The sequence below is a fragment of the Hydrogenophaga sp. GW101-3F08 genome (assembly GCF_059424585.1).
Genome location: NZ_JBWKZP010000001.1, coordinates 842,664 through 867,628 on the forward strand (window position 1 = coordinate 842,664; position 24,965 = coordinate 867,628).

19 protein-coding genes are annotated in these 24,965 nt (G+C 67.3%); 7 read left to right on the forward strand and 12 right to left on the reverse strand.

Features of this window, described 5'->3' with window-relative positions:
* Positions 1–58: 58 nt before the first annotated feature.
* Positions 59–2,179 carry an excinuclease ABC subunit UvrC gene (gene uvrC, locus AC07YZ_RS04305; RefSeq protein WP_494793832.1) on the reverse strand — a complete coding sequence of 707 codons (2,121 nt, stop codon included), beginning with the start codon at positions 2,177–2,179 and terminating at the stop codon, positions 59–61.
* A 62-nt stretch (positions 2,180–2,241) separates the two neighbouring features.
* Between uvrC and earP the strand changes: the two genes are divergently transcribed.
* The 4 genes from earP to AC07YZ_RS04325 all read left to right on the forward strand — a co-directional run bounded on the left by earP (position 2,242) and on the right by AC07YZ_RS04325 (position 6,010).
* A complete protein-coding gene (gene earP, locus AC07YZ_RS04310) occupies positions 2,242–3,381 on the forward strand; it encodes an elongation factor P maturation arginine rhamnosyltransferase EarP (RefSeq protein ID WP_494793833.1) in 1,140 nt (379 codons plus the stop codon).
* A 149-nt stretch (positions 3,382–3,530) separates the two neighbouring features.
* Positions 3,531–4,085 (forward strand): elongation factor P, encoded by a 555-nt coding sequence (gene efp / locus AC07YZ_RS04315; protein WP_226492625.1) that lies wholly within the window; start codon positions 3,531–3,533, stop codon positions 4,083–4,085.
* A gap of 113 nt (positions 4,086–4,198) precedes the next feature.
* Positions 4,199–5,077 (forward strand): AEC family transporter, encoded by an 879-nt coding sequence (locus AC07YZ_RS04320; protein ID WP_494793834.1) that lies wholly within the window; start codon positions 4,199–4,201, stop codon positions 5,075–5,077.
* 60 nt (positions 5,078–5,137) lie between these two features.
* On the forward strand, positions 5,138–6,010 hold the full coding sequence (locus AC07YZ_RS04325; protein ID WP_494793835.1) for an LOG family protein: 873 nt from the start codon (positions 5,138–5,140) through the stop codon (positions 6,008–6,010).
* A gap of 108 nt (positions 6,011–6,118) precedes the next feature.
* On the opposite strand, the gene AC07YZ_RS04330 is transcribed toward AC07YZ_RS04325, so the two are convergent.
* The 3 genes from AC07YZ_RS04330 to AC07YZ_RS04340 all read right to left on the reverse strand — a co-directional run bounded on the left by AC07YZ_RS04330 (position 6,119) and on the right by AC07YZ_RS04340 (position 12,093).
* A complete protein-coding gene (locus tag AC07YZ_RS04330; RefSeq protein WP_494793836.1) occupies positions 6,119–7,513 on the reverse strand; it encodes an efflux transporter outer membrane subunit in 1,395 nt (464 codons plus the stop codon).
* A gap of 144 nt (positions 7,514–7,657) precedes the next feature.
* Positions 7,658–10,804, reverse strand: a complete 3,147-nt coding sequence (locus AC07YZ_RS04335) for an efflux RND transporter permease subunit (RefSeq protein ID WP_494793837.1) — start codon at positions 10,802–10,804, stop codon at positions 7,658–7,660.
* Positions 10,805–10,815: 11 nt separating this feature from the next.
* Complete coding sequence (locus tag AC07YZ_RS04340) at positions 10,816–12,093, reverse strand: efflux RND transporter periplasmic adaptor subunit (protein WP_494793838.1); 1,278 nt, start codon at positions 12,091–12,093, stop codon at positions 10,816–10,818.
* A gap of 178 nt (positions 12,094–12,271) precedes the next feature.
* Between AC07YZ_RS04340 and AC07YZ_RS04345 the strand changes: the two genes are divergently transcribed.
* Positions 12,272–12,973, forward strand: a complete 702-nt coding sequence (locus tag AC07YZ_RS04345; RefSeq protein ID WP_494793839.1) for a TetR family transcriptional regulator — start codon at positions 12,272–12,274, stop codon at positions 12,971–12,973.
* Between the two features lie 13 nt (positions 12,974–12,986).
* Here AC07YZ_RS04345 and nhaA read toward each other — a convergent pair whose 3' ends face one another.
* From nhaA to AC07YZ_RS04365, 4 genes are all read right to left on the reverse strand, one after another.
* Positions 12,987–14,132 (reverse strand): Na+/H+ antiporter NhaA, encoded by a 1,146-nt coding sequence (gene nhaA / locus AC07YZ_RS04350; protein ID WP_494793840.1) that lies wholly within the window; start codon positions 14,130–14,132, stop codon positions 12,987–12,989.
* 85 nt (positions 14,133–14,217) lie between these two features.
* Complete coding sequence (locus AC07YZ_RS04355) at positions 14,218–15,390, reverse strand: MFS transporter (RefSeq protein WP_494793841.1); 1,173 nt, start codon at positions 15,388–15,390, stop codon at positions 14,218–14,220.
* 30 nt (positions 15,391–15,420) lie between these two features.
* On the reverse strand, positions 15,421–16,707 hold the full coding sequence (gene nhaD, locus AC07YZ_RS04360; protein ID WP_494793842.1) for a sodium:proton antiporter NhaD: 1,287 nt from the start codon (positions 16,705–16,707) through the stop codon (positions 15,421–15,423).
* Between the two features lie 99 nt (positions 16,708–16,806).
* Complete coding sequence (locus AC07YZ_RS04365) at positions 16,807–18,333, reverse strand: DNA recombination protein RmuC (protein WP_494793843.1); 1,527 nt, start codon at positions 18,331–18,333, stop codon at positions 16,807–16,809.
* Positions 18,334–18,413: 80 nt separating this feature from the next.
* On the opposite strand from AC07YZ_RS04365, the gene AC07YZ_RS04370 reads away from it, so the two are divergent.
* Positions 18,414–18,884 (forward strand): RidA family protein, encoded by a 471-nt coding sequence (locus AC07YZ_RS04370; RefSeq protein ID WP_494793844.1) that lies wholly within the window; start codon positions 18,414–18,416, stop codon positions 18,882–18,884.
* Positions 18,885–19,014: 130 nt separating this feature from the next.
* Positions 19,015–19,599: a hypothetical protein gene (locus AC07YZ_RS04375; RefSeq protein ID WP_494793845.1), complete on the forward strand. Its 585-nt coding sequence runs from the start codon at positions 19,015–19,017 to the stop codon at positions 19,597–19,599.
* A 183-nt stretch (positions 19,600–19,782) separates the two neighbouring features.
* Here the strand turns inward: AC07YZ_RS04375 and AC07YZ_RS04380 are convergent, their stop codons facing one another.
* The 4 genes from AC07YZ_RS04380 to parC form a co-directional block, all read right to left on the reverse strand.
* Positions 19,783–21,063 carry an amino acid deaminase gene (locus AC07YZ_RS04380; protein ID WP_494793846.1) on the reverse strand — a complete coding sequence of 427 codons (1,281 nt, stop codon included), beginning with the start codon at positions 21,061–21,063 and terminating at the stop codon, positions 19,783–19,785.
* A gap of 67 nt (positions 21,064–21,130) precedes the next feature.
* The gene (locus AC07YZ_RS04385) at positions 21,131–22,282 is read right to left on the reverse strand and encodes an MBL fold metallo-hydrolase (protein WP_494793847.1); all 1,152 of its coding nucleotides are present in this window, start codon (positions 22,280–22,282) and stop codon (positions 21,131–21,133) included.
* A 152-nt stretch (positions 22,283–22,434) separates the two neighbouring features.
* Entirely contained in the window at positions 22,435–22,608 is a 174-nt protein-coding gene (locus tag AC07YZ_RS04390; RefSeq protein WP_226492610.1) for a hypothetical protein, read from the reverse strand.
* Positions 22,609–22,613: 5 nt separating this feature from the next.
* Complete coding sequence (gene parC, locus AC07YZ_RS04395) at positions 22,614–24,953, reverse strand: DNA topoisomerase IV subunit A (protein WP_226492609.1); 2,340 nt, start codon at positions 24,951–24,953, stop codon at positions 22,614–22,616.
* Between the last annotated feature and the right edge of the window lie 12 nt (positions 24,954–24,965).

Below are 24,965 nucleotides of genomic sequence, written 5' to 3' on the forward strand. Positions count from 1 at the left end.
ACCCGCGCGAATCGTCACGGGGGTTTTGCCGCCTGGCAGGCCATCTCCGAAACCCGGTTCAGTGCAGCGCCCGGTAGATGGCATCGGCCAGTTCGGTGGAGATGCCTTCCACCGTGCAGAGGTCGTCCACGCTGGCGGAGGCCACGCCGCGCACGCCACCAAAACGCTGCAGCAGACGGGCCCGTTTTTTCGGCCCCACGCCGGGAATGTCTTCGAGCCGGCTGCCACCGGTGCGCACCTTGGCGCGCTGGGCGCGCATGCCCGTGATGGCAAAGCGGTGCGCTTCGTCGCGGATCTGGGCCACCAGCATCAGCGCGGCCGAGTCGTGGCCCAGGTACACCTTCTCGCGGCCGTCGGCAAACACCAGCTCTTCAAGCCCCACCTTGCGACCCTCGCCTTTTTCCACGCCCACGATGAGCGAGAGGTCCAGGCCGAGCTGCTGGAACACCTCGCGCGCCATGCTCACCTGACCCTTGCCGCCATCCACCAGCACCAGGTCGGGCATGCGCGGGCCGGCGACGGACTCGACCGAGGGTTCGGTGGCGGCGACATCGTCCGGCGCACTGGTCGCTGCGGTGGCCCCGTCCACAGGCGCTGGGGCAACGGCCGGGACCGGGTCGGCCGCGGCGGGATCGACCGCCGCCGGCTGGGGGGCGGCTGGCGCAGCGTCTTCCGCCCGCAGCGCCTCGGCGATCTTGCCGTAGCGCCGCAGCAGCACCTGGCGCATGGCGGCGTAGTCGTCGCCGGGCGTGATGCCTTCGATCTTGTAACGGCGGTACTGGCTGTTCTGCATCTTGTGGGCCTCGAACACCACGCACGAGGCCTGGGTCGATTCGCCCGCGGTGTGCGAGATGTCGAAGCACTCGATGCGCAGCGCATCGAGCTGGTCGTCGGGCAGGTTCAATGCATCGGCCAGGGCGCGGGTGCGGGCCTGTTGCGAGCCCTCTTCGGCCAACAGCCGCGCCAGCGCGATGTCGGCGTTTTTCTGCGCCATCTCCAGCCAGATGCGGCGGTGCTCACGCGGGTGATGCACGGCATTGACCTTGGCGCCGATCTGCTCGGTGAGCGCGTCCAGCAACGGCCGGCCCACGGGGTGGCTGGTCACCAGGGTGTGCGGCATGGCCACGCCCAGATAGTGCTGGGCGATGAAGGCTTCCAGAACCTGGATCGCCACGCGCTCGGCGGGGTCGACGGGCGGCGCCTCGGCGGTCTCGTCGTCGCTCATCAGGCTGTCGATGGCGGTGGCGTCTTCCACGTGGGTGGGAAAGTACGGCCGGTCGCCCAGGTGGCGCCCGCCGCGGATCATGGCCAGGTTCACGCAGGCGCGACCGCCCTGCACCTTCACCGCCAGCACGTCCACGTCCTGGTCCGACACGTTGTCCACCGCCTGCTGGTGCAACACGCGCGAGAGCGCCGTGATCTGGTTGCGCAGTTCGGCGGCCTGCTCGAATTCGAGCTTCTCGGCGTGCGCCATCATGCGCTGCTCCAGCGTGTCGAGCACAGCCTGCGTTTCGCCGCGCAGGAAGCGCTCGGCATCGGCCACGTCGCGCGCGTAGGCCTCGCTGTCGATCAGGTCCACGCAGGGGCCGCTGCAGCGCTTGATCTGGTACAGCAGGCAGGGCCGGGTGCGGTTGGCGAACACCGTGTCTTCGCAGGTGCGCAGCCGGAACACCTTCTGCAGCAGCGTGATCGACTCCTTCACCGCCCAGGCGCTGGGGTATGGGCCGTAGTAGCTGTGGCGCCGGTCCACCACGCCGCGGTAGTAGGCCATGCGCGGAAACGCGAGCGAGGGCGGCGGCTGGCGGCCCGCGGTGCGGAAGGTCTCACGCGTGCCGGTGATCTTCAGATAGGGGTAGCTCTTGTCGTCGCGAAACAGGATGTTGAACTTCGGCGCCAGCGTCTTGATGAGGTTGTTTTCCAGCAGCAGCGCCTCGGCCTCGGAGCGCACCACCGTGGTCTCCATGCGCACGATCTTGCTCACCATGTGGCCGATGCGCGTGCCGTCGTGGTTCTTCTGGAAATAGCTCGCCACCCGCTTTTTCAGATTGCGCGCCTTGCCCACGTAGAGCAACTGGCCCTGCGCATCGAAATAGCGGTAGACGCCCGGCAGGCCCGGCAGGGCCGCCACTTCGCTCAGCAGTTGTTCGGAATGCGGTGCATCGGATTCGGGTCGGGACATGGGCGGTATTGTGAACGGCGCACCCGCCGCCCGCAGCGCCGGCCGGTGGCAAGATCACGCCCATGTCAACAAACGACCCGTCCACCCACCGCCCGCTCCCCTCCCTGCACTGGGACGTTTTCTGCCAGGTCATCGACAACCTGGGCGACGCGGGCGTGTGCTGGCGCTTCTGCGCGGACTTGGCCTCACGTGGCCACCAGGTGCGGCTGTGGATCGACCAGCCCGAACACCTGACGTGGATGGTGCCCGGCGCACTGCAGGGCCAGGTGCCGGGCATCCAGGTGCTGCACTGGACGCAGCCGCTGCCACCGGCGCTGCCCGCCAGCCTGCCCGTGGCCGACGTCTGGGTCGAGACCTTCGGCTGCCATCTGCCACCGGAAATCAAGGACCACCTTGCCGCCGCCCTGCTTCTGGGGCAGCGGCCGCCGGTCTGGCTCAACCTGGAGTACATGAGCGCCGAGTCCTATGTGGAGCGTTCGCACCGACTGCCATCGCCCATCATGAGCGGGCCGCTCAAGGGCCTGACCACGTGGTTTTTCTACCCAGGCTTCACGCCCGCCACCGGCGGTCTGCTGCGCGAGGCCGATCTGACCGCCCGACAGGCGGCCTTTGACGCACCCACCTGGCTGCGCTCGCGGGCGTTGCCGCTGGCCGCCGCGCGCCGCGTGAGCCTGTTTTGCTACGAACCCAGCGCCCTGCCCGTGGTCCTGAGGCAGGCGAGCCAGGACGCGCAGGCCAGCGACTGGCTGGTCACGTCGGGTCGGGCCTCACTGGCGGTGGCCGCTGCGGTGTCCGAGTGCGGGGAGCCAGAGCCCGGCTGCAGGCTGCACACCCTCCCCGCCCTGACCCAGCGCGACTACGACCACCTGCTCTGGAGCTGCGACCTCAATCTCGTACGCGGCGAAGACTCACTGGTGCGCGCGCTCTGGGCCGGCCGCCCCTTCGTCTGGCACATCTACCCGCAACACGACGACGCCCACCACGCCAAGCTCGAAGCCTTTCTCGACTGGCTGCAGGCACCGCCCTCGTTGCGGACGTTTCACCGCGTCTGGAACGGCATCGAAACCGCGACGGGCGCTGTCTGGCCCGGCTGGTCCGTGGTGGATAGTTGGCGTGCCTGCGCCGAAGCGGCCCGCCAGCGTCTGCTGGACCAGACCGACCTGACAACCCAGCTGCTCGGATTCGTCGCCGAAAAGCGATAAAATTCAAGGCTTTGCGGAAAACTGGTCCGGGTTACCGAAACGGCCTTTTCCTCCCGCCATCTGCCTCGCCGCACAGATCGCAGCCATCAGCACCGTTCCCGGGTCCTTCGGTCCCGACAGGAACAAGCGGCCCAACCGTTGGAATCCTTATGAAAATCGCTCAAGAACTCCGCGCCGGCAATGTGATCATGCACGGCAAGGACCCGATGATCGTCCTGAAAACCGAATACGCCCGCGGTGGCCGTGGTGCGGCCACGGTGCGCCTGAAGCTCAAGGCCCTGCTCAACAACATGGCCACCGAAGTGGTCTGCCGGGCCGACGACAAGATGGACCAGATCATTCTGGACAAGAAGGATTGCACCTACTCCTACTTCGCCGACCCGATGTACGTCTGCATGGACGCCGACTACAACCAGTACGAAGTCGAAGCCGAAAACATGGGCGACGCCCTGAACTACCTGGAAGACGGCATGGCCGTTGAAGTGGTGTTCTACGACGGCAAGGCCATCTCGGTCGAACTGCCCACCAGCGTCGAGCGCGAAATCACCTGGACCGAGCCCGCCGTCAAGGGCGACACGTCCGGCAAGGTGCTCAAGCCCGCCAAGATCGCCACCGGTTTCGAAATCTCCGTACCGCTGTTCGTGGCCCAGGGCGACCGCATCGAAATCGACACCCGCACCGGCGAATACCGCAAGCGCGTCTGAAGCGAAACACCCCCCGCGCCGCGGGTGGCGCTCCGGTGCCGCGGAAAACGGATATCGAACCGGTTCGTTGAAAAGGCTCCTGCGGGAGCCTTTTCGCTTTCATCAAGGCCCACATGGACCTCATCACCCGTATCGCCGACGTCATCATCCCGGTGTTCCTGATCGTGGCCATCGGCTACGGTTATGCGCGCCGCCAGCGGCCCGACCTCACGGCATTCAACCGCATCGCGCTCGATGTGCTGGCCCCCATGCTGGTGTATTCGGCGCTGGCCTCGCGCGACTTCCACCTCGCCGAACACGTGCCGCTGCTGATCGGGGGCACGGTGCTGATCCTCGGCAGCGGGCTGCTGGCCTGGCCGCTGGCCCGCGCCTGTGGCGCGCAGCCACGCACCCTGGTGCCGGTGGTGATGTTCAACAACTGCGGCAACATGGGCCTGCCCCTGGCCCTGCTGGCCTTTGGGCCGGCGCACTTCGGCGCCGCCGTGGCGCTGTTCTCGGTCAGCAACCTGTTCCACTTCTCGCTCGGCGCGCGCATCACCAGCAGCCACGCCCGCACCCGCGACCTGCTCACCAGCCCGCTGATGATCGCCACCGCGCTCGGCTTCGTCAGCGCCCTGGCCGACCTGCGCCCGCCCGAGGTGGTGTTGTCCGGCCTGAAGCTGCTGGGCGACGCGATGCTGCCCATGATGCTGTTCGCGCTCGGCGTGCGGCTCACGGCCCTGACCCGCAACGGCCTGGCTCTTGGTCTGCTGGGCGCGCTGGCGCGGCCGCTGATCGGGCTGGCCATCGGCATTCCGCTGGCCTGGGCGCTGGGGCTGGAGGGCGCCGCGCGTGGCCAGTTGCTGCTGTTCGCGGCCTTGCCGCCGGCGGTGATGCAGTTCATGCTGGCGGACCGTTACCACCAGGAACCCGACAAGGTGGGGGCGATGATCATGCTCGGCAACGCACTGGCCGTGGCCTTCGTGCCACTGGCGCTGGCCATCGGCCTTTGAGCCGCCCCGGGGTGCCGGGCGACAGGACAGACAATCCAACACATGCAACAAGGAGCCCCCATGGAAGCCACCCAAGACCTGAAAGAACGCCGCCTGGCCGATGCCTGGGCCGAACTGCAGTCGCACGCCAGCGAAGGCCATCCGCTGCAGGCCGACGCCTACCGTTTGGCCTTTGCCGACCCCGAATTCCTGCTGCGCCGCGAGACCCGCGGCATCCGCTTCCAGCTGGAAATGCTCAAGCCCGACCTGGCCCAGCGCGATCTGGGCATTGAAAACACCATCGTGGTGTTTGGCAGCGCGCGCGTGCACGAGCCCGAGATCGCCCGGGCACGCATGATCGACGCCGAGTCCAGCGGCGACCCCCAGGCCGTGGCACGCGCCCGCGCCATGGTGCGCAACGCCCGCCACTACGAACATGCGCGCGAGTTCGGTCGCATCGTGGCGCGCTACAGCGCCCGCTGCCCGAAGGAAGACCAGTTGTTCATCTGCACCGGCGGCGGCCCCGGCATCATGGAAGCGGCCAGCCGCGGCGCCCACGACGAGGGCGCACTCAACGTGGGGCTGAACATCGCCCTGCCCCACGAACAGTCGGCAAACCCCTACATCTCACCCGAGCTCAGCTTCAAGTTCCACTACTTCGCGCTGCGCAAGATGCATTTCATGATGCGCGCCAAGGCGCTGGTGGCCTTCCCCGGCGGCTTCGGCACGCTGGACGAGCTGTTCGAGGTGATCACCCTGGTGCAGTGCAAGAAGGCCAAGCCGGTGCCCATCGTGCTGTTCGGCAGCGAACACTGGAAGCGCCTGATCAACCTGGACGTGCTGGTCGAGGAAGGCATGATCGCACCCGAGGACCTGCAGCTGTTTCAGTACGTGGACGACCCGCAGGCGGCTTGGGACTACATCATGCGTTTTTACGATTTGCCCAGCGTTTGACCTCCCTGCGCCGCTGCGCGACTTCCCCCAGGGGACCACACCAGCGGCCCGGCAAAGCCGGTTCCGCGGTGTGTGCTGCGTCGGGCACTTCGCTTCGGAGAGGCCCGATCAATAGCCTCCGCCGAGCGCCTTGTAGAGCGCGACCTGGTTCTGCTGTTGCACCAGGCGGGTCTGTGTCAGGGCCTGCTGGGTGGCGAACAGGGAGCGCTGCGCATCGAGCACGTCGAGGAAACTGGCCACGCCGTTGCGGTAGCGCAGCTCGGCCAGGCGGAAGCGCTCGGCCTCGGCCGTGGCCTGGGCCTGCTGGGCGCGCAGCTGTTCGCCCAGCGTGGCGCGCCCGGCCAGCGCATCGGCGACCTCGCGAAACGCCGTCTGGATCGCCTTCTCGTACTGCGCCACCGCGATCTCGCGGCCCGCTTTGGCCGACGCCAGGCCGGCCTGGTTGCGGCCCGCATCGAAGATGGGCAGCAGCGCCTGCGGCGCCAGCGTGAAGCCCCAGGAGCCGTCCTTGAACAGACCCGAGAGTTCGCTGCTGGCCGAGCCCACGCTGGCGGTGAGCGAGATGCGCGGGAAGAAGGCCGCGCGCGCCGCGCCGATGTTGGCGTTGGCGCCGATCAGCTGCTGTTCGGCCTGGCGGATGTCGGCACGGCGGGTGAGCAGGTCCGAGGGCAGACCGGCGGGCACATCGCGGAACAGCGACTGCGTGGTGACCGCTTCTCTCGCGGGATCGGCGAGCGGCGCCGGCAGCGGCTGCCCCACGAGCAGGGTGAGCGCGTTGAGGTCCAGCGCGCGCTGGCGCTGCTGCTGGGCCAGCGCGGACTCGGCCGCCGCGGTCAGCGACTCGGCCTGGCGCAGGTCGAGCGCCGAGGCCGCACCGTTGTCAAAGCGCAGCTTGGTCAGGCGCAGCGAATCCTGGCGCGTGGCCAGGGTGCGCTGCGTGAGCGCGAGCAGCTCGTCGCTGGCCTGCAGGCTCAGCCAGGTGCTGGCGACCGACGCCACCAGACTGGTCTGCGCCGCCTTGCGCGCCTCTTCGCTGGCCAGGTACTGCGCCAGCGCCACCTCTTTGAGGCTGGCCACGCGGCCAAAGAAGTCGAGCTCCCAGCTGCTCATGGCGAGCCCGGCGGTGTAGACGCTGGTGATGCTGTCGTCGGTGCTGGTCTGGCGGTTGCCGGTGGCGGCCAGGTTCAGCGTGGGGAAGCGGTCGGCACGGCGGATCTGGTACTGCGCCCGCACCTGCTCGATGTTGAGCACCGCCACCCGCAGGTCGCGGTTGTTCTGGATCGCCAGGCCGATGATTTCGCGCAGCCGCGCATCGGTGACGAAGTCGGACCAGGCGATCTCGGCCGCCGCGGGCGAGCCCGCCGCACCGCCGGGCACGGCGCCGGGCCAGTCGGCGGCCACCGGAGCGGCCGGCCGTTCGTAGGTGGGAATGAAAGAGCAGCCAGACAGCGCCAGAGCCGCCAGGGCCAGGGCGCTGCTGCGCAAATTGAGAGAAGAAATCATGTCAGTGGCTCCAACGCATATCGAGAAAGACACGACGCAACGAAAGAAGAAGCGCCATCCAGGGCACCGCCGGGCCGGCTTTGCCGGACGGACAGTGCCGCCCCCTTGAGGGGGTCGCGCGAAGCGCGGCGGGGGTGTTCCATATCAATGCACACCATGGTGTTCGGCCTCTTCAGCTTCCCGCCGGTGCTGGCGATCGCTGCCCTTGAACAGGGAGCGCACCACCACAAAGAAGATCGGTACGAACACCACCGCCAGCACCGTGCCCGTGAGCATGCCGCCGATCACGCCGGTGCCGATGGCCCGCTGGCTGGCCGAGCCCGCGCCGCCCGACAGGGCCAGGGGCAACACGCCCAGCGTGAACGCCAGCGAGGTCATGATGATGGGACGGAACCGCAGGTGCGCCGCCGCGAGCGCCGCCTCGATCACGCCCTTGCCCTGGGCCTGCAGGTCCTTGGCGAACTCGATGATCAGGATCGCGTTCTTCGCCGACAGGCCGATGATGGTGATCAGGCCGACCTGGAAGTACACGTCGTTCGAGTAGCCCCGCAGCAGCGTGGCCAGCAGCACGCCCAGCACACCCAGCGGCACCACCAGCACCACCGACAGCGGAATGCTCCAGCTCTCGTACAGCGCGGCCAGACAGAGGAACACCGCCAGGACCGCGAAGCCGTAGAGGATCAGCGCCTGCGAGCCCGCGAGCTTTTCCTCGCGCGACTGACCGGTCCACTCAAAACCGAAGCCTTGCGGCAACTTCGCCGCCAGCGCCTCCATCTCGGCCATGGCCTGGCCGGTGCTCACGCCCGGCGCGGCGCTGCCGCTGATGCGCATGGACGGGTAGCCGTTGTAGCGCACGGTCTGCATCGGGCCGGTGACCCAGCGTGTGGTGGCGAAGGCCGACAGCGGCACCGCCTGCGCCTTGCTGTTGAGCACGTTGATGCGCAACAGGTCCTCGGGCTGCATGCGCGCCAGGGCATCGGCCTGCACCACCACCCGCTGCAGACGACCCGCGTTGGGGAAGTCGTTGACGTAGCTGGAGCCCAGCGCGGTGCCGATGGCGCTGTTGATCGCGTCGAACCCGACGCCCTGGGCGTTGGCCTTGTCGCGGTCGATGTCGATCTGCAGCTGCGGTGCATCTTCCAGGCCGTCCGGGCGCACTTGGGTGAGCAGCTTGCTCTGCGAGGCCATGCCCAGCATCTGGTTGCGCGCGGCCAGCAGCGCGTTGTGGCCCCGACCCGCACGGTCCTGCAGCCGGAAGCTGAAGCCCGACGAGGCGCCGAGCTCGGGAATGGGCGGCGGGCTCAGCGGGAAGATGAACGCGTCACGGATGCCCGAGAGCGCTCCGAATGCGCGGCCGGCCACGGCCTGGGCCGAGCTGCCTTCGCCGGAGCGTTCGGACCAGTCCTTGAGCGTGACGAAAGCAAGTGCGGCGTTCTGACCCTGCCCTGAAAAGCTGAAGCCCAACACACCGACCATGCTCTGCACCTCGGGCTGCTGGAGCATGAAGCCTTCCACCTGCTTCATCACTTCCAGCGTGCGCGCCTGCGTGGCGCCCGGCGGCAGTTGCACGTTCACCAGCAGGTTGCCCTGGTCTTCGTTGGGCAGGAACGAGGTCGGCAGACGCAGGTAGACCACCGCGGCGGCGGCGACGATGGCCACATAGATCACCAGCGTGCGGCCGGCGCGCGGCAGCAGCTTGGCCACGCCACCTTCGTAGCCTTTGGCGGTGCGCGAGAAGCCGCGGTTGAACCAACCGAAGAAGCCGGTCTTGGCGTGCGCATGGCCCGCCTCTACCTGCTTGAGCAGCGTGGCGCAGAGCGCGGGCGTGAGCGACAAGGCCATGAAGGCCGAGAAGCCGATGGACATGCCCATCACCGCCGCGAACTGGCGGTAGATGTTGCCCACGGAGCCGCTGAAGAAGGCCAGTGGCACGAACACGGAGATCAGCACCACGGTCACGCCGATGATGGCGCCCGAGATCTGGCCCATGGCCTTGCGCGTGGCTTCCAGCGGCGGCAGACCCTCTTCGCTCATGATGCGCTCGACGTTCTCCACCACCACGATGGCGTCGTCCACCACGATACCGATCACCAGCACCATGCCGAACATGGTCAGCACGTTGATGGAGAAGCCCATCGCCAGCAGGCCGGCGAAGGTGCCCAGCAGCGCCACCGGAACGACCAGCGTCGGGATCAGCGTGTAGCGCCAGTTCTGCAGGAACAGGAACATCACCAGGAACACCAGCGCGACCGCCTCGGCCAGGGTCTTGGCCACTTCCTGGATGGAGATCTTCACGAACTTGGAGCTGTCGTAGGGAATGGCCCAGGACATGCCCTTGGGGAAAAAGCGCTCCAGCTCGGTCATCTTCGCGCGCACCGCCTCGGCCGTGGCCAGCGCATTGCCGCTGGGCGAGAGCTGCACGCCGATGCCGGTGGACGGCTTGCCGTTCAGGCGCGCCGAGGTGGCATAGGCCTGGGCGCCGAGCTCGATGCGGGCCACGTCTTTCAGGCGCACACTGGCGCCGTCGGCGCTGGCGCGCAGCACGATGTTGCCGAACTGCTCCACGCTGGCGAGCTGGCCGTTGACCACCACGGTGGCGGCGATGCTCTGGCCCGCCACGTTTGGCAGCGCGCCGATTTCACCGGCCGACACCTGCGCGTTCTGGGCGCGGATGGCGTTGGTCACGTCGGCCGCGCTCAGGTTGAAGCCCAGCAGCTTGGCCGGATCGATCCAGACCCGCATGGCGCGCTCGGTGCCGAACAGCTGGGCCTGGCCCACGCCAGGCAGGCGCTGCAGCTCGGGCACGATGCTGCGCGAGGCGTAGTCGCCCAGGGCCACCGGGTCCCAGGCCGGGTCGTCGCTGGAGAGGATCGTGAACAGCAGGAAGTTGTTGCGCGACTTGTCCACGCGCACACCCTGCTGCGTCACCGCCGAGGGCAGGCGCGGCGTGGCCCGCGAGAGGCGGTTCTGCACGTCCACCTGCGCCAGGTCGGCGTTGGTGCCGGGCTCGAAGCTCAGCGTGATGCTGCCGGTGCCGTTGGCCTGGGCCACGGCTTCCATGTAGATCAGGCCGGGCGAGCCGTTCATTTCCTGCTCGATGACCGACAACACGCTGTCTTCCAGCGTCTGGGCCGAAGCACCGGGGTAGGTGGCGTTGATGACGATGGACGGGGGCGCCACCGGTGGGTACTGCGCGATCGGCAGCTGGGTGATGGACACCGCGCCCATCACCATGATGAAGAGCGCGATCACCCACGCAAAGATGGGCCGGTCGATGAAAAATCTTGCCATGCCGGCGCTCCTTACTTCGACGCAGCCGGAGCTTTGGCCGGAGCTTCTGCAGGGGCTGCGGCGGGTGCGGTGCCCGGCGCCTGCCAGGGAACGGCCTTGACCGGTGTGCCCGGCGGCATCATCTGCAACTTCTGGAAGCCGTCCACCATCACCTGCTCACCGGCCTTCAGCCCGTCCAGCACCACCCACTGCCCCGCCTGCTGACCACCGATCTTCACCGTGCGTTGCTCGATCTTGCCGTCAGCGGCCACCACCGACACCGAGTCGCCCTGGGCCGAGCGCGTCACCGCCTGCTGCGGCAGCGCGATGGCATCGCGCGCGGTCGCCTGCTCCAGGCGCACCCGCACGTACAGGCCCGGCAGCAGCGCGCCGCCGGGGTTGGGCACTTCGGCACGCAGCGTGACCTGGCCGGTGGTGGGGTCCACCGACAGATCAGAGAACAGCAGGCGTCCCGCCTTGGGGTATTCGCTGCCATCTTCCAGCACCACACGCACGCTGGCCGCGCCGACACCCGCGCCCTTGAGCTGGCCACTCTCCAGCGCGCGCTGCAGCTTCATGGTCTCCGCCGCCGACTGGGTGAAGTTCACATACATCGGGTCCACCTGCTGGATCACGGCCAGCTGGGTCACCTCGCCCTGCCCCACCAGCGCGCCCTCGGTCACCAGCGCGCGGCCGATGCGGCCCGAGATCGGCGCCGTCACGTTCGCGTAGTTCAGGTTGATGCTGGCGGTCTGCACCGCCGCCTTGGCCACCGCCACGTCGGCCTCGGCGGCTTTCTGGGCCGCCACTGCGTTGGCGTATTCCTGCTGGCTGATCGCGTTTTCCGCCACCAACGGCTTGTAGCGTTCGGCCAGCGCCGTGGCCTGGGCCTGGTTGGCCTGGGCCCGGGCCAGACTGGCCTGCGCACTCTGCTGGGCGGCGGCGTACGGTGCCGGGTCGATGCGGAACAGCGCCTGACCGGCCTTCACATCGCTGCCTTCGCGGAACAGCCGCTGCTGCAGAATGCCCGCCGCCCGTGCCCGCACCTGGGCCACGCGCGAGGCCTCCAGCCGGCCCGGCAACTCGGTCAACAGGCCCACGTCGCCCGGTGCGACCTTGACCACGCCCACCTCGGGCGCGGGCATGCCGCCGCCTGGCGCTGCGGCGGCCGGCGCCTCCCCTTTGCCGCAGGCCACCAGCAACACAGCGGCGGAGATCACCGACAGGCGGCGGGCCCACTGCACGGCGCGACCGGATGTCGCCAGCGGGGGGTTGAACGAAACGGAAGACTGGGGACTCTGAGCAGGCATGGGAATCCTTAGGGCAATGAAATCGGGGAAGCCGCCTGAGAAGCGGCTGACATGACCGTCGCGAGCGATGACCAACGAGGGCAAGGGGTCGAACTATACATACATTCGTGAATGTATGTATAGTCCCAACCCAACAAGCCCCCACATTTCCATAAGGTCAATCGACTGGAGACATCACATGGTTCGACGCACCAAGGCCGACGCCGAGGCCACCCGCCACAGCCTGCTCGACGCGGCCGAGCACCTGTTTCAGAAGCGCGGGGTCTCGCGCACCTCGCTCAACGACATTGCCGTGGCCGCCGGCACCACCCGCGGCGCCATCTACTGGCACTTCAGGGACAAGGCCGATCTATTCAACGCGATGATGGAACGCGTGGTTTTGCCACTGGAAGAAACCCTGAATGGGACAGGGAAAAACCCCTCGGACCTGGAGGACCCACTGCAAGCCCTGCGCGATGCCATCGCGCACGCTCTGCACAAGACCGCCACCGACGAGCGCACGCGCCGCGTTTTCGAAATCGCCACCCTGCAGGTGGAATACAACGACGAAATGCACGCGGTGCGCGCACGCCACCTGCAGGGCCGCAACGACTGCATGCGGCAGACCGCCGAGGTGTTGCAGTCGGCGGCGAACCAGCAGGGGCTGACCCTCGCCATCCCCGTGCAGAGCGCGGCGCTCGGTCTGCACGTGATGATCGACGGCCTGATCCAGAACTGGCTGCTCGACCCCAAGGCCTTTGACCTGCGGCGCAGTGGCCGGCAGGTGGTCGACACCTTCCTGAGCGGACTCGGTTTTCCGATCAAAGCGGGTGAAAGAACCTCGGCCCGACGCGCCGCGAATACCCGGGCCAAGACACCCGTACCCGAGCCAATCGGGTGAATGAATGCCCCGGTCAGGCGCTTGCAGGCGAGCGGCCTGACCCGTCCCAGCGGGCCACCAGAGCCCCCAACGCAAAGGCGCAAACGGTTCCCAGCAAAACGCCGAGCTTGGCCGCATCGCCTGGATCGCTGCCCGGCGGGTAGGCCAGCGTGGAAATGAACAACGCCATGGTGAATCCAATGCCGCAGAAGCACGCCACCGGCACATAGTCGCGCAGGCGCAGCCCATCGGGCAAGCCACCGCCAAGCCGGCTCGCGACCCAGGTACCCGCCAGAATGCCGAAAGGTTTACCCAGCAGCAGCCCCCCCGCCACGCCCAGGGTCACCGGCTGGGCCAGGGCGGCCCATGAAAAGCCCGCCAGCGACACCCCCGCGTTCACCACCCCGAACAGCGGCAGGATCAGCCAGCTCACCCAGGGTTTGAGGGCATGGTCCAGTTTCTCCGCCGGGCTGTTGCCAGCCTGCGCCGCCGGCAGGAACAGGCCCACCACCACGCCCGCGAGTGTGGCGTGCACACCCGACTTGAGCACGCAAACCCAAAGAAACAGGGCCACCGCCACATAAGGCCAGATGCGCTGCACCCGCAGGCTGGAGAGGATGAACAACGCACCCACCCCCACGGCGGCAAAACCCAGCATGGTCTTGCTCAACTGATCGGTGTAGAACAGCGCGATCACGATGATCGCGCCCAGATCGTCCAGCACCGCCACGGCCGTCAGGAACGCCAGCAGCGCACCACGAATGTTCGGGGCTGCGAGCGCCATGAGACCGATGGCAAACGCAATATCCGTGGCCGCAGGAATGGCCCAGCCCGCGAGGTTGGGTGGCTGGTTCCAGTTGAACAGCACAAAAATCAGAGCGGGGACCGCCATGCCCCCCACGGCCGCACCAAACGGCAGGATGCGCGCCTGCGGCGTGGCCAGAGCGCCGTGAAGCCACTCGTGCTTGATCTCCACCCCCACCAGCAGAAAAAAGATGGCCATCAGAAAGTCGTTGATCCACAACTCCAATGGCTTGGCAAGCACGTACTCGCCCACCCCCACCTGGAAGGGCAACGCCAGCAGTTGCTGCATGCCGTCGGACATCGGGCTGTTCATCAGGGCCATGCCGACCACCGCGCTGCCCGCCAACAAAAGGCCATCTCGTTGTGCTGTGTTCATGGAGCGATCTTAGGGGGAGGTTCGGGCGAAGTGTCCACAGATCGCCCAAGTCCCCACAGGCGGCCCGAGCGCACCGCAGGCCGGCTCACTCGCCCAGGCGCGAACCGAAGGAATGGGGCAAGCGCCAGGCGAGGCGCGAGCCCGCGCCCACCACCGCGCCCACCACCCAGAACACCCAGGCCACGCCCACCAGCGCTCCGACCGAACCAAAGAGCAGCGGCATCACCACGCTCGATCCGTTGATGGCCATGGCCCGCATGCCCAGCGCTTCACCGTGCCGGTGCCGGGGCGTGAGCTGGTGCAACGTGCTCATGACCATCGGCTGCACCGACCCCAGCGCCAACCCCAGCAGGATGGACAACAGCCCCATCGCCCAGGTCGCCTGCACCAGGGGGTACAGCGCAAACAGCAGCGCGGTCGACACCATGGCCGTGCCGATCACCACCGACTCGCGCAGGTGCGCGGCCAGCCAGGGCATGACCAACCGAATGGCGGTGGCGGCCAGCGCAAAGGCCCCCAGGACGGCGCCGATCGCGGTCGCGCTCAGGCCCCGCTCGTGTCCAATCACAGGCACGATGAAGGTGTGCACGTCCCAACACGAGGCCAGCATCCAGTTGATCAGCATGAGGCGGCGGAACGCAGCATCGCGCAACAGGTTCCATGGCGATCCGCTGGCGTTTCGCTGCTCCGGGGCCACCGGCTCGTGATCCACCGTGCCCCGCATCCAGAACCAGGCCAACGAGGGCAGCAGCGCGAGCAACAGGAACGCGGCGCGAAAGCCGAAGCTGTCGATCATCACGCCCGCGGCGAGCGGGCCCAGGAAGTTGGAAATGGACGGCCCGATGGCCATCCAGCTGAACACCTGCTTGAGCGCGGTGGCATCTGTCGCGAGCCGCCCCACATGGCGCTGCAGCGCAATCACGGCCATCCCGGTGGCGCCCCCGCAGGTCAAGGCGGTGAAACACAACACGCCATACATCGGGAACAACACCGCGAGCAACGCGCCCCCGGTGGCCACGCCCACGGCCAGCAGCACCGGCTTCCTGAGGCCCCGGCGGTCGGCGTAGCGGCCGGCCGGCAAGGCCAGAAACACCTGGGCCAACGCGAACAGCGCCAGCAGCGTGCCCACCGCGACCGGGCTGCGGCCCTCGCGCAGCGCCATCAGTGGCGCGGCCATGCGAAAGCCGGTCATGCAGGCGTGCAGGCACACCTGGGCGGTGATCAACCGGGCGAGTTCGGTTCGTTGCGTAGGCTTCAAACGATGTTCATCAACCGGCAATCCCGGGTGTCAGTGCAACAGGCCGTATTGAACGATGTACACGGCCGCACCGGCCAGATAGCCCACCAGGGCCAGGCCACTGATCTTTTTGACGTACCAGAAGAAGTGGATCTTTTCCAGTCCCATGGCCGCCACACCCGCGGCCGAACCGATGATCAGGATGGAGCCGCCGGTACCGGCGCAGTACGCCATGAACTCCCACAGGAAGCTGTCAGGGGGGTATTGATCCAGGCTGTACATGCCCATGGATGCAGCCACCAGCGGCACGTTGTCCACGATGGCGCTGACCAGGCCAATGAGGATCACGATGATGTCCTGGCGCCCCACGGTCTGGTCCAGCCAGCCGGCCAGCGAGGTCAGGATGTGGGTGTGTTCCAGCGTGGCCACCGACAACAGAATGCCGATGAAGAACACGATGGAGCCCATGTCGATGCGCGAGAGCGCGTGCGCCAGGGTCAAGGAATACTTGTCGTCCTCGTTCTTGTTCTTGTGGATCAGGTCACCCGCCAGCCACAGGATGCCCAACCCGAACAGCACCCCCATGAAGGGCGGCAGGTGGGTGATGGTCTTGAAGGCCGGCACGGCCACCAAAATACCCAGGCCCAAGAAGAACATCATGTTCTTTTCAAACGAGGTGGTGTGGTGGTGTCCTTCGCGGACTTCGACCTTCTGGGGCGCTTCAACCAGGCGGCCCCGCAGCACATAGGCCGTGATGGCCAAGGGCACCAGCAGATTGACCATGGAAGGAAGGAATACGCCCTTGATGATTTCCATGGCGGTGATCTGGCCACCGATCCACAACATGGTCGTGGTCACGTCGCCGATGGGACTCCAGGCGCCGCCCGCGTTGGCGGCGATGACGATGATACCGGCGAAGAACAGCCGATCACCCTGTTTGTCCAGCAGCTTCTTCATGAGCGAAATCATGACGATGGTCGTGGTCAGGTTGTCCAGAATGGAACTCAAGAAAAACGTGACGAAGCCCACCAGCCACATCAGCGTGGAAAGTTTGGTGGTCTTGATGCGGGTGGTGATGACTTCGAAACCATCATGGGCGTCGACCACCTCGACAATGGTCATGGCACCGATCAGGAAGAACACGATCTGGGCGGTGCCCATCAGCGATTCGTTCAGCTGTTCGCCCACCAGATGGGCGTCGCCGTTGGACATCGCGTACACCGTCCACAGCAGGCCGGCGCCAATCAGCGCCGAAGCCGCCTTGTTGATCTTGATGGGGTGTTCCAGTGCGATGGCGGCATAGGCCAAAACAAAAATCACGACCACGGCAGTAAGCATTTTGTCTCCTCAATGTTGTTGGGGGCTCCACGGCCGCCGGTTTTCTTGCAGCCAGGTATTGTATGAAGCGACAGCTGAGAAAGGGCTGACGGATGGCGCCTACACCCCGTCGTCGCCCAACGGGTCCAGTGGCAGCAAGGCGCTGGCCTGCTCCTGCGGCAACGCCTCCACGGTCTTGAGCGCGCGGCCCATGGCGCGGCTGCGGGTCTCGGCGCTGTCCAGGGTGTTGAGCACGGTCTGGGTCTGGGCCTTGACCTTGGCCAGCACATCACCGAACTTGCCGAACTCGGTCTTGACCGCGCCCAGCACCTGCCAGACCTCGCTGCTGCGTTTCTCCAGCGCCAGGGTGCGAAAGCCCATCTGCAGCGAGTTGAGCATGGCCATCAGCGTGGTCGGACCGGCGAGCGTGACGCGGTACTCACGCTGCAGCACCTCCATCAGCCCCGGGCGGCGCAGCACCTCGGCGTACAGGCCTTCGGTGGGCAGGAACAGGATCGCGAAGTCGGTCGTGTGCGGCGGCTCCAGGTACTTGTCGGCCATGCTTTTGGCTTCGAGCCGGATGCGCTGCTCCAGCCCGCGCGCGGCCAGCTCGGCGCCTTCCACGTCGGCATGCTGCTGGGCGTCGAGCAGGCGCTCGTAGTCCTCGTTCGGGAACTTGGCGTCGATCGGCAGCCAGCACGGCGCGCCTTCGTCGCCCCGGCCCGGCAGCTTGATGGCGAAATCGACCACGTTGCGGCTGCCCGGGCGCGTGGCCACCTGGGTGGCGTACTGGTCGGGCGCGAACACCTGCTCCAGCAAGGCGCCGAGCTGGGCTTCGCCGAACATGCCGCGGGTCTTCACATTGGTCAGCAGGTGCTTCAGATCGCCCACGCCCTGCGCCAGCGTCTGCATCTCGCCCAGGCCCTTGTGCACCTGCTCCAGCCGGTCGGCCACCTGCTTGAAGCTCTCACCCAGGCGGGCCTGCAGCGTGCTCTGCAGTTTTTCGTCCACCGTGGCGCGCATCTCGTCGAGCTTGGCGGCGTTGTTCTGCTGCAGTTGCGTGAGCTGGCCTTCGAGGGTGGCGCGCATCTCGCCCAGCCGGCGCTCGTTGCTCTCCATCATCGCCTTGAGCTGGCTGGTCAGCGTGTCGCCCAGGGTGCCGCGCAACTGCACCAGTTGCTGAGCAAAAGCGTCGATCTGCGCGTTCTGCGTGCGCGTGGCTTCCGCGGCCTGCTGCCCCATGCCCAGGCTGATCGCCTGCAGCTGTTGCGTCAGCGTGTCGCCCAGGGTGCCGCGCAGCTGCAGCAGTTGCTGGGCGAAGGCATCGAGCTGGGTGTTCTGCGTGCGCGTGGCCTCGGCGTCCTGGCGCGTGAGGGTTTCCTGAAAGGTGGCCAGGGTCTGCTGGATTTCCTGCCGGCCACCGCGCGCGTTGTCACCGATCTCGCGGCGCAGCTCACTTTCCACGCGCTCGATGCGCTGGGTGGTCTGCTGCCCCTGGTTTTGCAGTGTGGCCAGCAGCGCCTGGCGATGCGCCTGTTCCTCGACGTCCACGGGCCGGCGCCGCAACAGCAGCCACAACAACGCCAGCAGGATCAACACCTGCAGCAGCACACCCAACACCATCCAGAACGACACAGCTTCAAACATGCGAACGATTATCGGTGAGTGCCAGCAGGCCCCTCAGGTGGCTCTATAGAATGACCCGCTTCCCTTTTCTGGAGCACCTCATGAGCGTCTACGACAAGCTTTCCCAACTCGGCATCGAACTGCCGCCCGTGGCCATTCCCGCCGCCGCCTACGTGCCCTTCGTGCAGACCGGCAAGCTCGTCTTTCTGAGCGGCCATATCGCCAAGAAAGACGGCAAACCCTGGGTCGGTCAGCTCGGCCTGACCATGACCACCGAAGAGGGCAAGCTCGCCGCCCGCGCCATCGCCATCGACCTCATGGGCACACTCGCCGCCGCCTGCCTGGCCGCCGGCAAGACGCTGGACGACGTGACGCGCGTCGTCAAGGTCATGAGCCTGGTCAACAGCACCGGCACGTTCACCGAACAGCACTTGGTGACCAACGGCTGCAGCGAACTGCTGGGCGAAGTCTTCGGCCCGAAAGCCGGCGCCCACGCCCGCAGCGCGTTTGGCGTGGCGCAGATCCCGTTGGGCGCTTGTGTGGAGATCGAGCTGATCGCCGAGCTGGGTTAATCCAACCAGCAATCAGGGAGCGGGCGAGGACATGCCCATGCGGCCTGTCCCGCTCAGGAAAGCCGGCCGACTGCTCAATCTGCTCGCAGCGCCTGGGGCTTGTGCCGAATGGCGCGCGCAGCGCTCAAGCATGAACAACGCCAAACGTCCCGCCGTCCAGCGCCTCGCGCTTTTGCTGTTCGTCGTCGTCCCGCTGGCGGCGTGGGTGCTGGTAAAGCCGGTCCGCGTGCTGGCGCCAGGGCTGGTGAGGATTGCTTGTGGCGCTGAGGCTCCCGTGTGCGTGGACGACCCGCAGCGGCTGCAAGCGGCGAACGCGCTCCACGCCGAGGCCGTCGCGTTCGTGTCGAACACCATCGCGCCGCTGCAGCGCCCTCCCCGCGTCATCTTTTGCTCCACCAATGCCTGTGCCGACAGCTTCGGGCTGGGCGCGCGGTCGGCGGTCACCATCGCCAACTGGGGCATCGTCATCGGCCCTCGCGCCTGGAAACCCTACTACGTCCGCCACGAACTGATCCACGTGCTGCAGGGCCAGCGCCTGGGCGTGATGCGCCGCCTGTTCATGCCCACCTGGTTTGTCGAAGGCATGGCCTATGGCCTGAGCCTGGACCCACGTGCGCCACTGGCCGAACCGTGGGAGGCGCACCGCGCGCGTTTCAACGCGTGGGCCGCACGCATCCCCAGGGATCAGTGGTGGCAAGAGGCTGGCAAGCTGTGACGTCAGAGCCTCCACCCATGCCCGCAACCCACACAACCGCCTCCACCCAAAACATGCAGGCGGCAAGGTCCGAATGGACCTGACCACGGCCAGGACCAACCTCAAGGCGCGGTCGCTGCATGAGTCGCTGAGGTGGGTACGCGACGAGGTGTTCCCCGCGTACAACCGGCACGTTGCCGGTGTTCAGAACCAGGTCGTCACCGCGTCCACCACGCGGTAGCCGTCGTCCACCACCGGCAGCCAGCGCCATTTGTCGAACGTGGTGCAGGGGTGTGAAATGCCCGAAGCCACGGTTTCGCCGAGCGCCGGCCGTTCGTCCTTCGGGGCTGATGGGTCGTAGCGCAGGTAGGCGTGCTGGTCGTTCAGGGCATCAATGCGCCAGTGCGCGGGCACCGCCTTTGGTGCACCGCCCTGCCCGTCCGAGCGCCAGATGGGCAGCGGCAGGTCGAGGTCGTGCGACACGTCGCGCCGGCCCATGCTGAGCAACGCCAGGCCGGGCTCGGGGCTGCTCTGCACGCAGGCCAGCACCTCCAGCGCGGGCCTGAGGGTTTCGCGCAGGTTCAGGCGCTCGGCCACGCAGCAGAGGTACCGCGTGTAGCGCTGGTGGTCGTGCGTGACATAACAACCCGAGCGCAGCACGCCGCGCACGGGGCGGCCGAGGTTCGGCGTGAGGCGTTCGGCCACGAGGTCGAAGATGGCGGAGCCACCGGCGCTGAGGATGATCTCGTCTTGCGCAAACCAGCCTTGCGCGATGGCTTCGCGGGCTGTTGCCTCCACGCGGTCCATCAGGCCCTGCACGGTGGCGCGGTCTTTGGCGTGGTCGCAGGTGGCGGTGGTGCCTTCGTAGCACTCGATGCCGGCCAGCCGCAGCACCGGGCTGGCGTGGATGCGCTGCGCGGTCTGCCGCGCCTCGTCGGCGGTGCGGCAGCCGGTGCGCTGGCCGGCGATGCCCAGTTCCAGCAACACCTCGAACCGGCCTGCGAAACCGCGTGCCGTGGCCCAGGCTTCGATGGCGTCCACCTGCCCCACCGAATCGACGAGGAACATGGAACGCAGCGCGGGGCGTTCGGTGTGCAACACCGCCAGCGCGTCCAGCTCGGTGCGCTGGATCACCTGGTTGGCGATCAGCAGCACCGGCACACCGTGGCGCGCACCCACCGCCGCCTGGAACACGGTGGCGAAGCTGATACCCCAGGCCCCGGCGTCCAGCTGCATCTGCCAGAGCTCGGGCGACATGCTGGTCTTGCCGTGCGGCGCAAGGTACAGGCCGCGCTGCGCGCAGAAGTCGCGCATCCAGTGCAGGTTGTGCTGCAGGGCGGACTGCCTGATCACCGCCAGTGGCAGGGCCAGATCGCCCCGCAGCAGTTGCCAGCCCTGCCTGGCGATCTGCTCGCGCATGAGCGGCGTTTGCCCGGTGGGAAAGCCTTTGAGGTGGGGGCCGAAGAGAGGCTCGGTCGGGTTCATGGCGGTGTGTTTCTGGGGTGTGATCGAAGTCCAGGTGCCTCGTGGCTCCCTGGCGGAAGCACGGCGCTCAATCGAGCGGCCAGCTCATGCCCTTGGGCAGCGCTGCGTCGGGCTCCGGTGCGGGCCCGCTGGCCGTGCCCGCGCGCGGGGGTGCCGCGGCGGGCGCGGCCTGGGTTTCCACGCTGCGCCACCAGGGCCGGCTCTTCTCCGCATGCGCGGGCTCGACAGCCTGACCCAGGATGGGCATCAGCAGGGGGGTGTTCTGCCGCTCGGCCTGTGCGAGCAAGACTTCGGCGGGTTGGTCCCAGGCGTGCATGGCCAGGGCGAAGGTGCCCCAATGCACCGGCAACAACACACCACCACCCAGCAGCTGGTGGGCCTTGAGCGCGTTGTCCGGCCCGAGGTGGATGTCGCCCCACGCGGGATGGAAGGCGCCCACTTCGAGCATGACCAGATCGAACGGACCGAGGCGTTCCCGGATCTCGCTGTATTCGCCGGTGAGGCCGGTGTCACCACTGAAGAACACACTGTGGCGCGGCGAGCGGACCACCAGTGAAGACCACAGCGTGGCGTTGCGGTCTTTGAGGTTGCGGCCGGAAAAGTGCTGCGAGGGCGCGGCGGTGATGGTGACCTCGCTGCCGGGCAGGCGATGACTCTCCCACCAGTCCAGCTCGGTGATGCGCTCGGGTGGCACACCCCAGGCCTGCAGATGCGCACCCACGCCGAGCGATGTGACGAAGGGCACCTCGCGCCGGTTCAGCTCGCGCACGGTGGGGTAGTCCAGGTGGTCGTAGTGGTCGTGCGAGACCAGGGCCACGTCCACCGGTGGCAGTTGCTTCAACGCAACCGGCACGGGCTGAAAACGCTTGGGGCCCACCAGGCTCGACGGCGAGGCGCGCAGGCCCCAGACCGGATCGGTCAGCACGCGTTTGCCTTCGATCTCGATCATCACGGTGGAGTGGCCAAGCCAGGTGGCGCGCAAACCGCTCTGCGGCGGCCTGGCCCAGGCCTCGCGCGGATCGACCGAAGGCAGCGGCGCGCTGGGCACGCGGCGCTCGCCGCCGCACAGGAAATCGCGCACGCCCGGGAACGGCGCATGGGGGTCGCGCAGGCCGGGCGCGACGGGAAACACATTGCGGAAACCCTCGCCCAGCCATTGCACCGAGGCCTTCATGCGCTCCAGGCGAAGGCCTTCGGCCCGTTTGCCCAACGACTTCATGGCGATCCTTTGCTTTCAGCAGGGTTGCAAGACCACCGCACAGGGCAGCGATGGGCCGGAACTCAACCCGGCGCGCGCCATTGTCGCGCGCGTTGGCGCCCCCGCCTCAACCAAGGTCAAACGGCACCAAGCCGCGCCCCAACCGGGGCGGGTCAGCGCCGGTTCTTGCGTGCCTGTGCGCGCCGCACCTGGCGGCTTTGCCCGGCCAGCTCGCGCTGCGCCTGCTGCGCGGCGCGGCGGGCACGGTAACGCCTGCCGACGAAGCGACCCACCAGGAAGGTCACTGCACCGCTGGCCAGCAACACGAGAAGGCCGGTGCCGTCCATGCCCGTCACTCCACGCGCGTCACGCGGTTCGGTTTGAAACCCAAGTCCGCGGCCTTGCCCTTGCGGGCGCGCGCGGCGCGGGCATTGTTCAGGCTGCGGATTTCCAGCGTCTCGTCGCGCTCCTTGCCGCCGCGGCCGATGCCTTCGATCTTCACACTGCGGGTGTAGGCCGCGGCGCCGGCCAAGGTGTCCTTGGCATCGAGGTCGATCAGCATCAGGCCGCGCCCGCCCTTGTCCATGGCCTTGAGTTCGCCGATCTCGAAAGTGAGGATGCGCCCGCCGGTGGAGGCGCAGGCCACGTGCGTGGCGGGCGGCAAGGCTTGGCTGGCCGTGGTGTGGGCCACGTGCGAAGGTGCGCAGATGGTCTCGCCCTCGCCCACGCTGATGAAGGCCTTGCCGGCTCTCTGGCGCGACACCAGGTTGTCCACCGTGGCGAGGAAGCCGTAGCCGCCGGTGCCGCTGAGCAGCAGCGTGGCGTTGGCCGGGCCGGCGAAGTAGTGCAGCGGTTGCGTGCCGCTTTCGAGCTCGATCAGCGTGGTGATGGGCTGGCCGTCGCCGCGCGCGCCGGGCAGGCTGGCCACGGGCACGCTGTAGACGCGGCCATTGCTGCCGAAGACGATGAGCGTGTCCACCGTGCGGCATTCGAAGGTGCCGTACAGGCCATCGCCCGCCTTGAAGGCAAAGCTGCCGGCCTCGTGGCCATGGCCGGTGCGCGCGCGCACCCAGCCCTTGCTGGAGATGACGACCGTGACCGGCTCGTCCACCACCTTGATTTCGGCCACGGCCTTTTTCTCGGTCTGGATCAGCGTGCGGCGCGGGTCGGCGAAGGTCTTGGCGTCGGCCTCGATCTCTTTGACCATCAGGCGCTTCAGGCTGGCCGGGTTGCCCAGGATGTCTTCGAGCTTGCCCTGCTCTTCGCGCAGATCCTTCAGCTCCTGCTCGATCTTGATGGCTTCGAGACGCGCCAGTTGGCGCAGGCGGATTTCAAGAATGTCTTCGGCCTGCCGATCGCTGAGCTTGAAGCGCTCGATCAATGCAGCCTTGGGCTCGTCGCTGTGACGAATGATCGCAATCACTTCGTCGATGTTCAGCAACACGAGCTGCCGGCCTTCGTAGATGTGGATGCGGTCGAGCACCTTGTTCAGGCGGTGCTGCGTGCGGCGCACGATGGTGCCCTGGCGGAATTCGATCCACTCATTGAGCATGAGCCGCAGGCTCTTCTGCGTCGGCCGCCCGTCCAGACCGATCATGGTCAGGTTGATCGGCGACGAACTTTCCAGGCTGGTGTGGGCCAGCAGCGCGGTGATGAGTTCGCTCTGCTCGATGCGGCTGCTCTTGGGCTCGAACACCAGACGCACCGGCGCGTCCTTGCTCGACTCGTCGCGCACCACGTCCAGCACCATCAGCATGCTCGCTTTGAGCTGCGTCTGCTCCTGGCTCAACGCCTTCTTGCCGGCCTTGACCTTGGGGTTGGTGATCTCTTCGATTTCTTCCAGCACGCGCTGGGTGCTCACGCCGGGCGGCAGTTCATTGACCACCAGTTGCCACTGGCCGCGCGCGAGGTCCTCGATCTTCCAGCGCGCCCGCACCTTGAGGCTGCCACGGCCGGTGCGGTAGGCATCGGCAATGTCGCCGGCCGGGCTGATGATCTGGCCACCGCCCGGGTAGTCCGGGCCGGGGATGATGGCGAACAGCTCGTCGTCGCTGAGCTTGGGCGTCTTGATCAGCGCCACGCAGGCGTCGGCCACTTCGCGCAGGTTGTGGCTGGGGATTTCGGTGGCCAGGCCCACGGCAATGCCACTGGCGCCGTTGAGCAGGTTGAACGGCAGGCGCGCGGGCAGCTGTTTGGGTTCTTCAAACGAGCCGTCGTAGGTGGGGATGAAGTCCACCGTGCCCTGGTCGATCTCGTCGAGCAGCAGGCCAGTGATCTTGGCCAGGCGCGCTTCGGTGTAGCGCATGGCGGCGGCGCCGTCGCCGTCGCGGCTGCCGAAGTTGCCCTGGCCGTCGATCAGCGGGTAACGCTGGCTGAAATCCTGCGCCATGCGCACCAGCGCGTCGTAGGCTGCGCTGTCGCCGTGAGGGTGGTACTTGCCCAGCACGTCGCCGACCACGCGCGCGCTCTTGACCGGCTTGGCAGCGGTGTTGCCGCTGTAGCCCAGGCCCATGCGGTCCATGGCGTAGAGGATGCGGCGCTGCACCGGCTTCTGGCCGTCGCACACATCGGGCAGGGCCCGGCCCTTGACGACGGAGAGGGCGTATTCGAGGTAGGCGCGTTGGGCGTAAGCCGCGAGGTTGTCGTTGTCTTCTGGGGTGTCCAGCGGGAGTTCGGGGTTGATGGTGTCCATGAAGTCTGTTGC

Coding starts and splice junctions, on each gene's coding strand:
- uvrC (WP_494793832.1), bottom strand. CDS start 2,179: ATGTCCCGACCCGAATCCGATGCACCGCATTCCGAACAACTGCTGAGC.
- earP (WP_494793833.1), top strand. CDS start 2,242: ATGTCAACAAACGACCCGTCCACCCACCGCCCGCTCCCCTCCCTGCAC.
- efp (WP_226492625.1), top strand. CDS start 3,531: ATGAAAATCGCTCAAGAACTCCGCGCCGGCAATGTGATCATGCACGGC.
- AC07YZ_RS04320 (WP_494793834.1), top strand. CDS start 4,199: ATGGACCTCATCACCCGTATCGCCGACGTCATCATCCCGGTGTTCCTG.
- AC07YZ_RS04325 (WP_494793835.1), top strand. CDS start 5,138: ATGGAAGCCACCCAAGACCTGAAAGAACGCCGCCTGGCCGATGCCTGG.
- AC07YZ_RS04330 (WP_494793836.1), bottom strand. CDS start 7,513: ATGATTTCTTCTCTCAATTTGCGCAGCAGCGCCCTGGCCCTGGCGGCT.
- AC07YZ_RS04335 (WP_494793837.1), bottom strand. CDS start 10,804: ATGGCAAGATTTTTCATCGACCGGCCCATCTTTGCGTGGGTGATCGCG.
- AC07YZ_RS04340 (WP_494793838.1), bottom strand. CDS start 12,093: ATGCCTGCTCAGAGTCCCCAGTCTTCCGTTTCGTTCAACCCCCCGCTG.
- AC07YZ_RS04345 (WP_494793839.1), top strand. CDS start 12,272: ATGGTTCGACGCACCAAGGCCGACGCCGAGGCCACCCGCCACAGCCTG.
- nhaA (WP_494793840.1), bottom strand. CDS start 14,132: ATGAACACAGCACAACGAGATGGCCTTTTGTTGGCGGGCAGCGCGGTG.
- nhaD (WP_494793842.1), bottom strand. CDS start 16,707: ATGCTTACTGCCGTGGTCGTGATTTTTGTTTTGGCCTATGCCGCCATC.
- AC07YZ_RS04365 (WP_494793843.1), bottom strand. CDS start 18,333: ATGTTTGAAGCTGTGTCGTTCTGGATGGTGTTGGGTGTGCTGCTGCAG.
- AC07YZ_RS04370 (WP_494793844.1), top strand. CDS start 18,414: ATGAGCGTCTACGACAAGCTTTCCCAACTCGGCATCGAACTGCCGCCC.
- AC07YZ_RS04375 (WP_494793845.1), top strand. CDS start 19,015: ATGAACAACGCCAAACGTCCCGCCGTCCAGCGCCTCGCGCTTTTGCTG.
- AC07YZ_RS04380 (WP_494793846.1), bottom strand. CDS start 21,063: ATGAACCCGACCGAGCCTCTCTTCGGCCCCCACCTCAAAGGCTTTCCC.
- AC07YZ_RS04385 (WP_494793847.1), bottom strand. CDS start 22,282: ATGAAGTCGTTGGGCAAACGGGCCGAAGGCCTTCGCCTGGAGCGCATG.
- AC07YZ_RS04390 (WP_226492610.1), bottom strand. CDS start 22,608: ATGGACGGCACCGGCCTTCTCGTGTTGCTGGCCAGCGGTGCAGTGACC.
- parC (WP_226492609.1), bottom strand. CDS start 24,953: ATGGACACCATCAACCCCGAACTCCCGCTGGACACCCCAGAAGACAAC.